The following is a 17,471-nucleotide window of genomic DNA, read 5'->3' on the forward strand; positions in this document are numbered from 1 at the left end:
TTTTAGTTTTAGAGATAAAAATTATTTTAAATCTAATTTTCTTTAGTCTTCTTAGAACTATGGTGAGTTAATACTTGTTATATATATAGCAAGGGTATGCTTTTGACAATATGTCAGCACCTATATGTTAAAACGGATGTATGGAGTATATTTTGTTGGAAATTTGTTTGGTATTAATGTTATAATCTCTATATTTGCATTTAACAAGTGTAAAAAACAGCATAGTTCTAAGAAGACTAAGTCGTTTCCTTTATGCAAAAACACAATACTTAACGCAAAATGAGTATGAGAAATGTCGAATTTATTAACTTTCCTAAACAATCTGGCTTTATGAAGAAGGGCTTATTATTATTTGTACTGTTTTGTATAGGGACATGTACAAATGTGCTATGGGCACAGAAGAAAGTAAGTGGTGTTGTGATGGACCAAAGTGCCAATCTGCCGCTTATAGGGTGTAATGTCGTAGAAAAAGGAACCACAAATGGAACCGTTACCGATTTGGATGGTAACTATACATTGGAAGTTCCGGAGAATGCAATCTTACAATTCTCTTTTTTAGGTATGACAACGGTCGAAGAACCGGTTAACGATCGTACCGTAATTAATGTAGATATGTTTTCAGATACCCAGAAGATTGAAGAAGTCGTTGTCACAGCCATGGGTATCCAACGTAAGGCAAAGTCGTTGACCTATGCTACTCAACAGGTTGCAGGACAGGAATTGACCCGTGCAAAAGATGCCAACCTGATCAATGCTTTGCAAGGTAAAGCAGCCGGTATGCTTATTTCTCCGAATGCAACCGGTGCAGGAGGCTCGTCCAAGATTATTTTGCGTGGTAATAAATCAGCTTATGGGAATAACCAGCCGCTTATTGTTATCGATGGTGTTCCGATGAATAGTCCGGAAACAACTCAGTTGGCGGGTGAATATGAGGGACGCGACGGTGGTGACGCATTGGGTAACCTGAACCCGGATGACATTGCCAGTATGAATGTCCTGAAAGGTGCATCAGCAGCGGCTTTATATGGTAGTATGGCTGCGAATGGTGTGATCATGATCACTACAAAAAAGGGTCGTGAGGGTGCCGCAAGAGTAGATTTTTCTTCCAATATAACACTTGAAAGTCCTATGTCTCTTCCTAAATTACAAGGACGTTATGGGGCTGTCAAAGTAGGTGATCAGTTAAATAACATGAGTTGGGGCGACAAGGTGGCCGACAACGATAACCATGCGATGGATAATGTGAACGATTTTTACCGTACAGGTTCTACTTTTATTAATTCCGTAACGATCAATGGCGGTACTGAAAAAGTACAAAGCTTTATGTCGTACGCTAATACGACCGCTTTTGGTATTATGCCGACAAATGACTTTCAGCGTCATAACATGTCGACCCGCGAAACTTTCAACTTGTTTGGCGACCGACTGACCATCGATGCTTCCTTGTCGTATATCAGCCAGAAAGGAACCAACCGTCCTCACGGAGGTACTTATATCAACCCGTTGACAGGTCTGTATACATTCCCGGTAAACGGTGATTTCGGTTATTATAAGGATAACTTCGAAAAATTCAATGAAGATCGTAACCTGATGGCTCACAACTGGTATCTTCCGGATGACGATTTTTCAGCCAATCCTTATTGGATATTAAACCGGATTAAATCGACTGAGAGACGTGACCGTGTAATGGCTTCCGCCAGTGCAAAATTTAAGATCACCGACTGGTTGAATGTGCAGGGACGTTTAAGCGTGGATAATACTTTCGACCGTTTTGAACGTAAATGGCATGCAACAACAACTGCTACATGGGCTCCCGGCGGGAACGGACGTTATCGTCAGGAACGTTTCGATGCAAAGCAGTTCTATGGTGACTTGATGTTGAATTTTAACAAGACCTGGAATGAAAAATGGGAATTGAATGCCTCTTTAGGTACCAGCTTCCAGGACAATAAGGTACAAAATGTCATTCTGGATAGCGACAAGCTGGGATTGATGGAAGCAAACTTCTTCGTTCCTGAAAATATCAACGGCAATGGAAACCAACGTACTTCCAACCCTCGTAAACGTTTGAATTCCGTATTCGGAACAGTTCAGTTCGGTTATAACGGGATGATCTATCTGGATGTGACGGGACGTAACGACTGGTCGTCTGCTTTGGCTTTCACCGACAACTTCTCCTATTTCTATCCTTCCTTCGGTCTGACAGCTCTGTTGAATGAGATGATCCCGATGACAGATAAGATCAATTTATTGAAGATCAGAGGTTCTTACTCAATCGTGGGTAACGACGTTCCTGCTTATATCACTCATCCGATGGATGGTATCAACCTGGGAGGTCTGGAACCAAATACCAAGGAACCGTTTACCGAAATGAAACCTGAAAAGATGCATTCAATGGAATTTGGTCTGGATCTGACTATGCTGGATAACCGTTTGAATTTTGATATCACTTATTATAAGACAAACAACAAGAACCAGTATTTCTCTATTTCATCTCCGCTGGCTTCCGGTTACGATAGCTATTATATCAATGCCGGTAATATCCAGAACCAGGGTTTTGAGGCTTCCATCAATTATCGTTGGGATTTTGCAGAAGACTGGAGCTGGAAACCCGAATTCAACATTTCCTACAACCAGAATAAGATCAAGGAACTTACCGATCAATTGAAGAACGGTGTATCTTTAGGTTCGGGTGCAGGTCTTAACTTCAAGCTGGTTGAAGGCGGTTCATACGGCGATATTTACGGTAAAGTGGCAGAACGCGATGAGAACGGAGCTTTCATGTTGGATAAAGACGGTAAACTGGTCATCTCTACAGACGAACGTCATTTAGGCAATGTAAACCCGAACTGGCAGTTGGGATGGGGTAATACTTTTACCTATAAAGATTTCAGCTTATACTTCCTGATCGACGGAAAGATCGGTGGTAATGTAGCCAGCCAGACACAAAGTTATCTGGATGCTTACGGTGTAACGGAAGCAACAGCCGATGCCCGCGATGACGGTGGTGTAGACCTGGGTAACGGACAGAAAATGGATGCACAGACATTCTATACTTCAACAGCCGGTAAGGAAGGTGCAAAAGACCTCTATGTATATTCTGCAACGAACTTCCGTTTACGTGAACTTTCTTTAGGATATACATTCCGCAACCTGTTAGGAGCTTCCAAGAATCTGAATCTGTCTTTCGTTGCTCGTAACCTGTTCTTCATTTATAAAGATGCTCCGACCGATCCGGATATGTCTGTTTCAACGAATAACGGTTGGAAAGGCTTCGATTCGTTTGGTTTGCCTGCAACACGCAGCTATGGTATCAACTTGAAAGTAACATTCTAATAACGCGATCAATCATGAAAAAGAATATAATTAAACAAGTAAAAAATACATTACCATTGTGGGCTGTAGCTTTCATGGTAGGAGTGACGGCTTGTACGGATAATTTTGAAAGTATCAATACCAATCCGAACGGGATGGATGTTTCTCAGGTGAAAGTAACTTCCCGTTTCAACCAGCCGATAGTAGGTGTCTATAATAACTATCAGAACAAGAATTACGAGTTCCAGTTGCAACAGAATCTGAATGCGGATATGTTTTCCGGTTATATGGCGACCGGTACGGCATTCAACGGTAACTCTAACAATGCGATGTATGCAATGATGGACGGCTGGAATGGCGAGGCATTCCGTGACGGTATGTTATATGTAATGAAACCGATCAGTGAAATCCTGAAATCGACGGATGCGAAAGACTATACAGCGATTGCCAAGATCATCCGTGTACAGGGTATGCATCGTGTTGCTGATATTTACGGGGCTATTCCTTATTCAAAAGCTATGCAGGGAGGTTCGTCCGTTCCCTACGATGATTTGGAAACTCTATATACCACTTTCCTTTCCGAGCTGGAAGAAGCTGTGAACGACCTGACCTCTTTGGTGGATGCAGGTGAAGCAGAAGCAAACCGTTTGAATAGTTTCGATATTGTCTGCGGTTCGGACTTTAAGCAATGGATCCGTTTTGCCAATACATTGCGTTTGCGTTTGGCCGTGCGTCTGTCTGTTGTAAAACCGGAATTGGCCAAGTCTACTGCTGAAGCTGCCGTGAACCATAAATATGGTGTCCTGGTTGCCGGTAACCCGAATGTACAGGTCATCGATGCTTCTTTACAGAATCCGTTGAATGAAATTGTAGTCAACTACAATGATATGCGTGCCAGCGCTTCTATGGTCTGTATGTTGAAAGGGTACGACGATCCCCGCTTGCCGGTTTATGTAACTCCGGTCGGTTGGTTTAAAATCGACGGTAAACAACAGGATATTGTCGATAAGAATGGTAATGCATTGAATAAGATCGGTCAATATATAGGTATCCGCCAGGGAACTATTGTCGATAAGAATGTGTATCAGGTATATTCTTCTGTCAATCTTTCAACAGAAACCAAGATGGCAGATTATACAGGAAACAAAACTCAGATATCGAACCATTTACCCTGGATGAAAGTTGCCGAGGCTTACTTCCTGCGTGCAGAAGGTGCACTCCGCGGTTGGAATATGGGTGGTTCTGCCAAAGACCTGTACGAGCAAGGTATCAAAGTCTCTTTCGACGAATATGCTATCCCGGCATCTGAATATGAAAAATATATTGCAAACGAAACCGGTGTCTGTGCAGATTTCGAAGATCCTCATAATGCAGCCAATAGCATAAAAGGTATTGATAAATGTACGGTTAAATGGAATGACGGTGCAACGAATGAAGAAAAACTTCATAAGATCATTAACCAGAAATGGATCGCGATGTATCCGGAAGGACAGGAAGCCTGGTCGGAATTCCGCCGTACAGGTTATCCGAATATCTTCCCTGTGGCTAATAACCTGAGTGCCGATACATGGAAGATTCCTGATGGTGAATTTATCAAACGTTTACCATATCCGAAGAACGATAAAGATTCGAATGCGGAAGAGGTGGAAAAAGCAGTCAGTTTGCTGAATGGCCCGGATAGCCCGGCAACACGTATATGGTGGGATACCGGAAGAAACTTCTAACCGGACAGTAACGGACTATATTAATAATGTATAAAGAGAAAGGCTTCTTCCGCTTCCGGAGGAAGCCTTTTGTTTTTTTATTGTATATTACGGCTATTAAATAGAATACATTATGAATCATAAATCTCTATCTTTCATATTCTTGTTGTTTTTGGTTAACAACATGTTATCCATCTTCGCACAGGAAAATACACTGACGATCCCTGAACCCGGGGAGAAGACATTGCTTACTTCCGGCTGGATGGCACGGAGAGCCAGTGAGATAAAGACAGACGGAAACCTGTTAAGCTCTACACCTCTGGAAACAACAGGCTGGATGCCTGCCCGTGTGCCCGGGACAGTACTGACCACTTTATTGGAAAACGGCCTGTATCCTGCACCGGAGTTTGGAATGAACAATAACCTGATCCCCGATATTTATGAAGCCGGCAATGACTTTTACACCTATTGGTTTGTTTGCCGGTTTGAAACGCCGGAGGTACCGGATGACCGGATTGTCTGGCTGAACTTCCGGGGAATAAACTATAAAGCCGAACTGTTCATGAACGGCAAACGGCTTAATAATACCACCCATGAAGGAATGTTCCTGCGGAAATCTTTTAATATAACGGAACTTCTTCGGAAAGAAGATGCAAATGTGCTGGCTGTCCTGGTGTATCCTCCTGACTATCCGGGAAATCCGAACGGCGGACAAGGCGGTGACGGACAGATCGCCCGTAATAATACCATGCAATATACGCCCGGATGGGACTGGGTTCAGCCGATCAGGGATCGTAATACCGGTATCTGGGATGAGGTATCGGTAACTACCTCCGGTGCAGTGACTGTCCGGTCGCCTTATGTTGTGACGAAAGTACCGGGTGTCCGTTCTCCGGAAAAGAAAATGCAGGAGGATGCTTTTGTAAAGACTTCGGTTGAGGTGGAGAATATAACCGATACTCCGCGTAAAGGTGTATTGGTCTGTGAGACAAACGGAATCCGTTTAACGCAACCACTAACCTTATCTCCGAACGAAAAGAGGGAAGTCCGTTTCGATCCGTTGAAAATAAAAAATCCGCGTTTGTGGTGGCCCAACGGAGTAGGGGAACAGCCTTTATACGATATGCATATCTATTTTGAGGCAGATAACCGGATCAGCGACAGCAAGCAATTCAAATACGGTATCCGTGAGATCACGACAGATAAATGTCCCGACAACGGGGGACGCCGTTTCTTTGTGAACGGGCAGAAGATCTATATGACTGGCGGTAACTATATCTCTTCCGACTGGTTACTGCGTCTTTCCCCTGAACGTTACCGCGATGAAGTCCGTTTCCATGCCGAAATGAATTTGCGTATGATCCGCGTATGGGGAGGCGCTTTGCTCGAACGTCCGGAGTTTTATAATGCCTGTGATGAATACGGAATACTCGTTTTCCAGGATTTATGGGGCAGCGGCGATTGTAACGGTGCCTGGGAAGACCCGATGAAGATGGACTCTCGTGAACGGCGATGGGAATACCCCGACAACCACGATCTTTTTATCGCTTCGGTAAAAGACCAGGTAAAGATGATACGTAACCACCCGAGCCTGTGCCTGTGGTGCGGGGCCAACGAATGGCCGTTGGCAAAAAACATCGACAAGCAACTGAAAGAAAAAATCTTCCCGGAGCTTGATCCCGAACGCCTGTTCGTCAGTTATTCTACCGACTCCCTCTTTACCCGCAACCTGCTGGGCGATAACGGCGACGGCCCTTACGGTATTCAGGAGCCGGAATGGTTCTTTACTTTCCGTTCACATCCGTTTAATCCGGAGGCAGGCTCCGTCGGTTCGCCGGAGGTGGAAAGTATGCGGGAAATGATGACGGAGAAAGACCTGGAAGGATTTCCGAGAAAAGGTTTTACCCGTAATGCGACCTGGCGATATCATCGGGATCTGGGATATCAGGATCATTTGGAACGTTATGGCGAGGTAAAGGATATCGAAACCTATTGTAAATATGCTCAGGTTGTGAATTACGATCAATACCGTAGTTTTATGGAAGGCTGGGGTTCCCACCTTTGGGACTGGTACACAGGCATACTGATCTGGAAAACACAAAACCCGTGGACTTCCCTGCGCGGACAGATGTACGATTGGTTCCTCGATGTAAATGCTTCCCTGTACGGTACACGTAAAGGATGCGAACCCCTGCATCCGTTTTACAACCCCGTCACCCGGCAGGTAGAGCTATTGAACACATCCTTGTCCGATTACCCGGATCTGATTGTAAATGCACGTATCTACGACACCGGCGGTAAGATCCGTTGGGAAAAAGAAATAAAGTCGGATGCCAAAGCCAATACCGTAGCACCCTTGTTTGATGTTCCCGTCCCGGAAGAAATACAAGGAGTCTACTTCCTCCGCCTGTCTGTGCAACCGGCTGATCCTGCCCGGCCTTCCAACGTAGCTGTCGCATTACCGGATGCCCCGAATATCTATTGGCTGACCACGCTTCCGAAAGATTATTCCGGCTTATCCCGTTTACCTGAAGCAAAGCCGGAGGTGAAAGTATCTCTTCAACGGGAAGGAACAACCTATTCCGGTATGGTATCGCTCCATTCGAAAATGAATATTTCTTTTTTCAACCGCATCAAGGTGTTGGATAAGGAAACCGGCAAGCGTATCCTTCCCGTACATTATTCGGATAATTATATCACGCTTATGCCGGGTGACCATTGTACTTTGACGATCAGTTTTACCTCTTCTTTACCCGCAGACCGGATACAGATAGTGGCTGATAGTTGGACGGCAGACCGGATCGTAGCTACAGCCGATTAATACCTGTCCGGCAGTTTCATTCTGCCGGACAGTGCAGATCCTCTTTTTTTGTTTACTTTTGTTGCAATTAATCTAAAAAGGAAAAGATATGAAAAGGTTTTTAATGATGATGTTTGCAGTGATGGCTCTTTTTGTCATGAGTAGTTGTGGAGAATCGAAAGATTCGTATATAAAAGACTTCACAAAGTTTGTAGAAAAAGTACAGGCTGGTGCCGATAAGTATTCGAAAGAAGACTGGAAAGAGGTGGAAAAGAAATACATCGAATTTGCCGAAACGAAATATGACAAGTATAGTTCCGAACTTTCTACAGACGAGATGATCGGTCTTACCAAATTGAAAGCCACTTATCTGACAATCCAGACCAAGCACGGCATTATCGACAACATACTGAAAGATGGAAATAATGCTTTGGACTTATTGATCAAATAGCCTGCAATTATTTTAAAATATCAATTAAAGCAATATCTTTGCATGAGTATGTAACCAATTAAACTGAAAAAGTTATGAGCGACAAAGACGATTTAATTTACGACGAAGACGAATCTGTAAAATTCATTCAGAACTATCTTCCCCAGGAATTGAAAGGCAAATTCAGTAATGACGATATTAACTACATTGTAGACCTGATCTACGATTTCTATGAATCACGCGGTTATCTGAACGACGATGCAGACGATGATGCCGATGTCGAAATAGATGAAGATGAATTGATTGAATATGTAGTGAAGAATGCGCAGAAGGATGGTGTCGGTAAATTCGATCCCGAAGCAATCGGTTTTATTGTGCAGGGAGAACTTGAATATTGCGATTCTATCAACATGTTCGATTGATAAACTGTTATATTCATATAAAGTTTATAAAAGAGCAAAAAGATGAAACATTTTAAGTTATTATCCATACTGTTATGTATGGCGGTGGTATTTACGAGTTGTGGAACATGGAATAACACAGCAAAAGGAACTGCAATCGGTGTAGGTGGTGGTGCCGCTGCAGGTGCCGGTATCGGTGCTTTGGCAGGTAATACGGCTTTAGGTGCTGTTATCGGTGCTGCTGTAGGAGGAACTGCCGGTGCATTGATCGGAAAGAAGATGGACAAACAGAAAAAAGAGCTGGAAGCTACTTTACCGCCCGAAACCACTGTTGAAACGATCAATAATGGTGAGGCTCTGAAAGTCACTTTCGATTCAGGTATTTTGTTTGCTACCAACTCCAGTACGTTGAGTGACGCTTCACGCAGTGCATTGCGTAAACTGGCTGTCAGCCTGAATGAAAACCCGGATACCGATATCAAGATCGTTGGTTATACCGACAATACCGGTAAGGTCGATTACAACCAGACATTGTCTGAAAAACGTGCTAAAAGCGTTTACGACTATATGATGGTCGACCAGGGCGTAAGCGGACGTCGTATGGAATACGAAGGCAAAGGTGTTCATGATCCTGTTGCCAGCAACGACACGCCGGAAGGACGTGCATTGAACCGCCGTGTAGAGATCCTGATCCTTGCCAACGAAAAGATGATACAGGATGCACAGCAGGGAACATTGAGATAAGTATTTATTTCTTAATAATACAAAGGCCTGAAATAGCGTAAGTTATTTCAGGCCTTTGGCGTTTTAACTATCGTTTACGAGCGTTCATAAGTCTTACAACAAGTTAATTAACACGGCCAAAATAACATCAAAGAGAACCTTTTTTTATTATTTGCTGTTTCATGTGTAACTTATATATAAGCACAAATAATAGTATAAACTGTTTTAAACGTTAAAATGAGATGAAAAAGATTATTCCTTTTTTCTTGTTGATCCTTTTACTGGCGTCTTGTCAGAAAGATCCGGATATGTCAAAGCTGGATAATGATTTCGTGGTGTACACAAACCATGATAGCAAAACGGATTTCAAATCGTTCACCACATTCTATGTACCTGATAGCGTGTTGGTAATCGGTAGTAGTGAAAAACCTCAGTACTGGACAGCAACAGAAGCTGATAATATTATTTCTACAGTGATCGGCAATATGGAAAGTCGTGGTTATACACGCACAATGGATAAAGAAGATGCAGATCTCGGTTTGCAGGTTTCTTTTGTAGAAAATGTAAATTATTTTACAAATTGGTATAATGATTATAACAACAACTACTGGTGGTGGGGTTACCCAGGATATTGGGCACCTAATTACTGGAGACCGGGATGGGGACCGACATGGGGCTACGACTGGCACGATTGGTATTATCCGTACCCTGTTGTTTACAGCTATAGCGTAGGTTCACTGCTTGCTGAAATGGTAGATTTGAAATCTCCGACTCCTAAAACAGCAGATACTAAATTACCGGTTGTCTGGACTGCTTATATGGCAGGTTTATTGTCCGGTTCGGATAAGATCGATACTCAGTTATCAATCCGTGCGATTGATCAGGCATTTGTTCAATCACCATATATCAGGAAATAATTAAACGCGAATCAGTAAAATTTGAGTCTTATGAAAAAGATAAATAAATCAATAAAATTAGTCGCTTTACTTATCGCCTGTTTAGCGATTCCTTCACTGGCTGGCGCCCAGGTTGTAAACAACATGTATTTTAATATTGACTGGGATCTTAACACTCCGTTCGGAAACAACTTTGCCGATAAGACAAGCGGTTGGGGTGCTCATGGTGAAGCCGGTTATTATGTAGTTCCTAATTTCGCAGTAGGTGCGTTCATTTCTTATCATACGAACAATAAATATATTGATCGTCAGACACTCGACATCAGCGGAACATCAGCAATCACTTCCGACCAGCAGCATTCTTTGTTCCAGTTGCCTTTCGGTGCGGCATTCCGTTACAGCTTTACCCGCGAAGGTCAGTTCGAACCTTATGTATCAGCTAAGTTAGGTGCCGAGTACAGCGAAATGTCGACTTATATGAATGTAATGAAAGTATACGACCGCCAGTGGGGATTCTATGTAGCTCCTGAAGTCGGTATGAATATCTTCTTTACTCCGGAAAAGAAATTCGGTTTACATGTAGCCGCTTATTACAACTATGCAACAAACAAAAGCAAAGTCCTGACTTATACCATGGACGGTATAAATAACTGGGGCGTACGCTTCGGTGTTGCATTCTAAAATAGAAGTTTGTTCTTTTAAGTGTTTTATGTAGTTTATTAGAAAGCGGGGAGCTGCAGCGGCGGCTTCCCGTTTTTTATTTCAGTGTCCAGGGGAATGCGATCTTGTCCAGGAGATCTTTGCGGGTAGGGGATAACTCGCCTTTTTTCAAGGCTCTCCGTTGTACGAAGCACCAGCTGCCCAGTTTGTTTTCACGGGCGGTCGGCCAACGGTTGTTTTCAAGGAAGAATTGTTGTAGTTTTCCATAGTTCTCCATCCAGACGTCGTCGATGGTCCAGATGAAACCTTCGGCATCCATCAGGGCGATACGTTCAGCTGAAAGCAGACCTTGCTTCCGGTTTTTTCGTTGGGTGTTACACCAGGCACCGGCTTTCCCTTCGTTGCTTTTCGGCCAGCGTTTATGCTTTTTATAATAGGTAAGTACCTGCTGCCAGTTCTCCATCCATAACGAATCCAGGTCCTGTTCCCACCAGAAGCCTATCGAATCGAGCAAGCGGATCCTTTCATTCGGCAACAGACCTTTTTTACGTGCCTGCCGTTGGGTGTTGCACCAGGTATTCAGTTTGTGTTCACCCCGCTTGGGACAACGGTGCTCTTTTGCCATAAAGACTTTCAGCTCCTCGAAACAACTCATCCATCGGCTGTCCTGTACCTCCCATTCAAAACCGATCTGTTCCAGGTGCGAAATATAATCTTTCGATAACGTCCCTTTCTTATACGCGATCCGTTGGGTGTTACACCAATTGCCCAGTTTCCCTTCGGCTGCCTGCGGCCACCGGCCTTCCCGTTCTTTGAATTCGACCAACCGTTCGTACATGACGGGCCAGGCATCCAGTTCGGCCAGCATATCATCCACCTGGGCGCGGATATCCGACAGGAATCCGGTCACCTGAAACTCGGTATATCCTTTGAATGTCTTCGGTGCTCGGATAGCCGGCCGGTAAGCCAGGTCTCTCGTCATCACTTCATACACGGAACGTCCGGAAAGGTTGTTGACAAAGTCGAGCACGACCGGGTGATGGTTGGAACCGGCTTTCAGGCAGCGTCCCAACTGTTGCAGGGCAACTACGTACGATTCGGTACGGCGCAGGAACATGGCGGCATCCACCCCTTCCACATGCAGTCCTTCGATCAGCATATTGATGGAGAAAAGGACATGCAGTTTACCTGTGTCCTGCCGGAAATTCCGGAGTATTTTTTCGTTGGCCCGATTGCTCTGTCCGTTATGGATCTCGAATGTTTCCGTTTCGAGTCCTGCCTGGTTTAGCCAGCGGGATACTTCGGGGATCATATTTTTCAAATCCTCTTTATCCTTGCAGAAGACAAGCATCTTTTTGACCTCTTTCGGTAGATACCGCCTGATCAGTTCCGAAGCACTCCATGAACCGCGGAAGTCCAGGCGGGCGAAATCTATCTTTTCCTGGATACGTTGCTTTCTTTCGGAGGTGCAGTCGCTCCGGTTCAGTAGTTGCTGCACCTTATCCAACTGATTGTTCAGGTCGAACACACTTTGTACGAGAACAGGGACAGGCAGGATTTTGTAATACCAGGCCATCGAGAGGGATAACTCATGGAACAGGTTGCCTTTAAAATAGACCTCTACGGTATCGAGCATCTCTTCAGGCCGTATCGGGGTGGCCGACATACCCAATACGCGGGCTTCGGGATTGGCATCAATCACATCCTGTACGGCTTTTCCCCATACCTCCGCACCGAAATGATGGAACTCGTCGATAATGATATGGTCTGCTCTGAGTTGTTCGCTGTCGGCCTTGTTTAGGACCAGTGCCTGGAAAGTGCGGTAGGTCACATGTGGCATGGTTCCTCCGACCGCTTTTTCGATCTCGGCAATGATCGTCACGTTAGGGGCAATGACGAGGATTGTATCTTCCAGGTGATTGATGATATAACGTGCGATCAGGTAGGATTTACCTGTCCCGGTAGCCTGCACGACAGCTCCGATACGGTTCTTTTGAAAGCCTTCTTCAATAGCTCGGTAAGCGGCTTCATTATGGGAAAAGAGTTCGATGTGTTTTCCGCTTTCCAGGCTTTTCAGATAGCTTTCGTCGGATACTGTCAAACCATGCAGTTCGAAAGAAAGAGCCTCCGGCAAGTATCCGCCATGTGCCAGGATGCGGAATTGGTTGCAGCTGCACATTTCCCCGACCTGTTGCATTTCAGCGTACAGACCGTCCACATCCGCCAGACAAAGAGGTTCTTTATTCCATATCTCTTTCACAATGAAAGTTACAGAATCTTCCCTGAAGCCAACCAGCAGACAGCCGGATTCTTCAGTTACAAAGTAATTATAAGAATGGTAAAGATCGCGAAGGGACATAAAAATGTGAAACATTTTTAGTTGACAGTTGACAAGTGACAGATGACAGTTGGGCTTCGCAGTCGAACATAGAAATAATTGAACCTATCTGAGCATAAGTCTCAGTCATCAATAAGACAAACTTAGTTACAGGTTCATTTGCCGTCTGCTTCAGCTGACGGATTGGTAAATGATCTATCTCATTGGACTTTAGTCCCATTTTAACAGTCTTGCTATTTAAGAGAAATGCGGCTAAAGCCAAAAAAGGGATACAATCTGTAGACCGTTGGTTAAAACCAACGGCAAATGAACCTGTAATAGTCATGTCACTTTGATTATAGGATAGTTCAAATCTGATAAAACTGTCAACTGTCACTTGTCAACTGTCAACTTTAAAGAGGTCTTTGATGAATAAATATCCTATTGCTCCGAAGATGGCTAAGAATACAAAGCCGATCAATATCAGCGGTTTCTTTGGTGATGCCGCTTTCAATGGGACAGTGGCAGGCTGTATGACGGTATAAACCGGTGTTTGCTCCTGTACCCGAAGTTTATCCTGTTCCAGCTTCTGGGCTAATGTGTTGTAGACATTGAAGGTTAGTGTCATCTCATTCTTTAGCCGTTCCTGTTCTGTCCGGTAGCTGGCGGAGATGATGTTCTTATTGGCATCTTCAAAGGCTGCATACGCACGTTGTGCTTTGTAATAAGATTCGCGTGCTTCACTGAATACTTTTTCAGTAAACTCCAGGTCCTGTTTGGCTTTCTGGGTACGATAGCTGGTGATATAACTCTGAAGGTTATTCAAAACGACCTGGGTGATGTTAGCAGATATCAATGGGTCCTGCATCTGAACGGATACGGTAATAACTGATGTCTTTTTGTCGACAGATACCGATATGCGTTTCTGCAGGGCACTAATGACATCCGATTGCTTACGGGTCAGATGAAAAGAAGATAGCTCATTGCTACTTTTTTCTTCTTCTTTTGAGAACATATCTTTTACAACCCCCAATAATTTAAATGGAGCCTGTAAAATATAACTCCACCATGTACCTTTCTGGTGTTCATCCATATATTCATATAAGGAAGCAGACAGTGTCCCTTTTTCATTTGTAACCTGTACCGGAAACAACTCTAACAAAAAAGGAATACTGCTAACCACATCCGGATACAGATCCGGAGATATAGCATCTGTTCCGGATGAAGTATTCAGGTTTATACCTGCCATCGCTGCCAAACCTCCCAGGTTTCCCATTTTCTTAGACGGGTCCGAAGTTTCAGGGGCCAGTTTTACAGTCGTACTATATTCTTTCGGGATACTGAAAGCTATCACCAAACCAACAACAATTGCTACTCCGCAACATTTAAAAATGAATTTGCGTTCCCCCCACAGCCGTTTGGCAAGTTCAATCAAGTCTATCTCCTGAGTATTATCCGCATCAGGAGTATTCATTTGAATCATATCCATGTTGCTATATTATTTCATTGAATTAATAATAGAAGTTACCATAGCAGCCATCGAAGTCGTTGAACTGGCAATACTCAAGACTTCCGCCAGGCTGGTCTTCCGATCGCGCTGTGTCTTGGTTGGAACTACAATTTCACAACCGGGTTCTACCTTCGGATAACGTTTGAAGAAGATAAAAGTCTTTTTCGTTGTTGCTACCTTTCCGTTCATATAGATCACGATCGGATATTTACGGGCGATATCATTATAACCTCCTGCCTGAGAAAGACATTTACCCACTGACATACCATTAGTATAAGTGACACTGTTCGGGTAAGTAACTGCTCCATTGATCTTCACAGTGCTTTGCAATTGTGGAATATAGAGCTTATCTCCATCACGAAGTACTACATCATGTGCACTTCCCGGATGAGCCAATGCCTTTTCCAGATCGATGCCGACTGAATAATCTTTGATATTTGCCAGCGATAATCCAACCGAGTCGCGGCTTTGTTTATTAGAACTCAATTCCATCAAAGTTTCGAGGCGGCGCATTTCATCTTCCGTCAGTTGACGCTTCAGGCTCGCTCCTTTTACGTAAGCATCCGGGGTTATTCCTCCGGCTTTATTAATAATATCACTCAATCGCGAATTCTTTTCTGCCAATACATAATCACCGGCAAAAGTGATTTCTCCATCTACCTTTACTACCTGCTGTTCCTGATAACCCGGAGAGAAACGAACATATACTTCATCAAACGGTTCCAGTGTAAAGACTGTTTCGGAAGTTGTTCCGTCTACAGGAATTAACCCCAGGTTATCGTTTAGTGTGAAATTGAATACTTTGGCAGTGATATTACTATTCTGATCCGTTTTTGTGTCTTTGATGCGGCGAGCCACTTCCACATTCACTGTAGCTGCCGATTCTTTCAAACCGCCAGCCATAATAATAGCATCTTCTATCGTCAGACTGTTGCGATAGGGGAGTACCGTGTCTGTAGAATTGACCGCTCCGCTTACTTTGATCGTATAAGGTTCACGAAGATCGAACAAAGACGGGATGTTGAGTTGGTCTTCCGGTTTCAGTTCTATGTCCGGAGATGTACCGTTGAGTATTCCGCGGATATCCACAGCAATAACAGTTGTCGTAAAATCAGGATTCAGACGGGTGATCTGGGCACGACCTGCAAATTCGTCTCCTTTCAGTCCGGCAGCTTGTTTGATCAGTTCTTTTACGGTGTGTACTGTTGAACTTAGCTCGTATTCACCCGGACGCCAGACTGCTCCCGCAATAGTAAGACGATTCTCATAGAAAGGAATAACGGAGTCCACCATCAGAGAGTCCGCATCCATCATGGTAAAGGTCGGATATTTATCTTCCGTAACAGTGGCGATCTGATACCGGCTGCCTGCTTTACGTTTTACACGGACATCTTTCGTATAGGCATCTCCGGTAAAGCCTCCTGCCATATTCAGTACTTGCTGTAAGGTTTCTCCCTTTTTTGTTTCAAAAATGCGGTTACGTTTTACTTTTCCTTGTACTACCGCTAGCTGATCGTATGGAGGGATAATAATCATATCATTTTCTTCCAGGCGTATATTAGTTTTATATTTTCCGTTTAACAAGTAATCGTACACATCGAGTTGTGCTACTTCTTTACTGTTACGATATACTTTAATATTACGAAGAGAACCGATTTCATTTACCCCACCTGCTGCATACAATGCATTGAAAAGGGTGGCAAAAGAAGGCAAGGTATATGTCCCCGGAGCAACGACTTCCCCGACAATATTAACTTTGATACTACGTATCTGACTTAAGCTGACGGATACGAACGTATTACCGCCGTCTGTATTACCGGATAAAGTAGCCATGATACGTCCCAGTTCCTGACGGATACGGCTTTCCGCAGCTTCAATGGTCAGTCCGCTAACGGATACCGGTCCCAGGTTAGGGATCAGGATTGTCCCTTCCGGAGAAACTTTCAGTTTCAGGTTCAGTTCGGAATCGCCCCAGACATTGATCAGTAATTCATCTCCTGCTGATAAAACATAGTTTTTGGGGGTGGGTATATTCAAATCAGGTTCAAAAGACAGGTTTTTATTTGAAAAGATTTCCCGTCCGAAAACAGTTTGTTTCAAATCGTTTTCCGGGAGATTCATTTGGCGTTGTTCTTCCGGTGAGATGCTGTCTTGACCGGGTTTTGTCGTGACTGCTCGGTCGGAAATTACAGCTTCTGAAGCCTTTGAGCCTACCTGTTCTGCCCCTGATTGTCCCATTCTTTTAGCTATTTCCTGCCGGATCTGATCTTCTGTCATACCAGCGGCTTTCGCTTTGTCAATCACGTCCTGGGATACCTGTGCCGCCAATGGTATAGTCAGCCACAGTAATCCCCCTAATAATACATTTCTGATTACGGTATTCATATTGTTATTTGTTTTTTGTTATTCTCAAAATTTCCGAAACTCTAACCGGGCGTAATCCGATTGTAATACCAAATGTTTCGACGTTAATTCTTTTACACCGAAACGTTGCTTCGTATCATTCATGCCGAAAGGCAATAAATCTTCAATTTTACTGACCGGCATTTCGACAAATAGCGAATCTCCGGTATATTCCATATTTCCTGTCTGGCTCGTAACACCGACTTGCATCAGGTTGATCGTATGCAATGCCACACTATAATAAGCCCGCTCCGGTGTTTCTTCTTCTCCGGAAGCATATTCTATTTTCATGATCTGCCAACGACCATCCAAA

12 protein-coding genes are annotated in these 17,471 nt (G+C 43.9%); 8 read left to right on the forward strand and 4 right to left on the reverse strand.

All coding sequences use genetic code 11. The features are described 5' to 3' along the window. Positions 1-330: 330 nt before the first annotated feature. From DWW23_RS22005 to DWW23_RS22040, 8 genes are all read left to right on the forward strand, one after another. Positions 331-3,336 carry a TonB-dependent receptor gene (locus tag DWW23_RS22005; protein WP_158583230.1) on the forward strand — a complete coding sequence of 1,002 codons (3,006 nt, stop codon included), beginning with the start codon at positions 331-333 and terminating at the stop codon, positions 3,334-3,336. A 14-nt stretch (positions 3,337-3,350) separates the two neighbouring features. Beyond that, positions 3,351-5,039: a SusD/RagB family nutrient-binding outer membrane lipoprotein gene (locus DWW23_RS22010; protein ID WP_122356233.1), complete on the forward strand. Its 1,689-nt coding sequence runs from the start codon at positions 3,351-3,353 to the stop codon at positions 5,037-5,039. 163 nt (positions 5,040-5,202) lie between these two features. After that, a complete protein-coding gene (locus DWW23_RS22015; protein WP_370449319.1) occupies positions 5,203-7,839 on the forward strand; it encodes a glycoside hydrolase family 2 TIM barrel-domain containing protein in 2,637 nt (878 codons plus the stop codon). 88 nt (positions 7,840-7,927) lie between these two features. Continuing rightward, positions 7,928-8,269: a DUF6565 domain-containing protein gene (locus DWW23_RS22020; RefSeq protein WP_122356238.1), complete on the forward strand. Its 342-nt coding sequence runs from the start codon at positions 7,928-7,930 to the stop codon at positions 8,267-8,269. Positions 8,270-8,343: 74 nt separating this feature from the next. After that, complete coding sequence (locus DWW23_RS22025; protein WP_122356240.1) at positions 8,344-8,670, forward strand: hypothetical protein; 327 nt, start codon at positions 8,344-8,346, stop codon at positions 8,668-8,670. A gap of 42 nt (positions 8,671-8,712) precedes the next feature. Continuing rightward, on the forward strand, positions 8,713-9,393 hold the full coding sequence (locus DWW23_RS22030; RefSeq protein WP_122356242.1) for an OmpA family protein: 681 nt from the start codon (positions 8,713-8,715) through the stop codon (positions 9,391-9,393). 221 nt (positions 9,394-9,614) lie between these two features. After that, complete coding sequence (locus tag DWW23_RS22035; protein ID WP_122356244.1) at positions 9,615-10,289, forward strand: DUF4136 domain-containing protein; 675 nt, start codon at positions 9,615-9,617, stop codon at positions 10,287-10,289. Between the two features lie 30 nt (positions 10,290-10,319). Then, positions 10,320-10,949 (forward strand): outer membrane beta-barrel protein, encoded by a 630-nt coding sequence (locus tag DWW23_RS22040; RefSeq protein WP_122356246.1) that lies wholly within the window; start codon positions 10,320-10,322, stop codon positions 10,947-10,949. 76 nt (positions 10,950-11,025) lie between these two features. On the opposite strand, the gene DWW23_RS22045 is transcribed toward DWW23_RS22040, so the two are convergent. From DWW23_RS22045 to DWW23_RS22060, 4 genes are all read right to left on the reverse strand, one after another. Then, positions 11,026-13,287: a Helicase associated domain protein gene (locus DWW23_RS22045; RefSeq protein ID WP_122356248.1), complete on the reverse strand. Its 2,262-nt coding sequence runs from the start codon at positions 13,285-13,287 to the stop codon at positions 11,026-11,028. A 358-nt stretch (positions 13,288-13,645) separates the two neighbouring features. Next, complete coding sequence (locus DWW23_RS22050; RefSeq protein ID WP_122356258.1) at positions 13,646-14,728, reverse strand: Wzz/FepE/Etk N-terminal domain-containing protein; 1,083 nt, start codon at positions 14,726-14,728, stop codon at positions 13,646-13,648. A 15-nt stretch (positions 14,729-14,743) separates the two neighbouring features. Further along, positions 14,744-17,140: an SLBB domain-containing protein gene (locus DWW23_RS22055; protein ID WP_122356250.1), complete on the reverse strand. Its 2,397-nt coding sequence runs from the start codon at positions 17,138-17,140 to the stop codon at positions 14,744-14,746. A gap of 24 nt (positions 17,141-17,164) precedes the next feature. Next, positions 17,165-17,471: lipocalin-like domain-containing protein (locus DWW23_RS22060; RefSeq protein ID WP_233564419.1), on the reverse strand; the 307-nt coding region annotated here is incomplete at its 5' end.

It is taken from the genome of Parabacteroides sp. AF14-59 (assembly GCF_003479515.1).
Lineage (GTDB): Bacteria > Bacteroidota > Bacteroidia > Bacteroidales > Tannerellaceae > Parabacteroides > Parabacteroides faecis.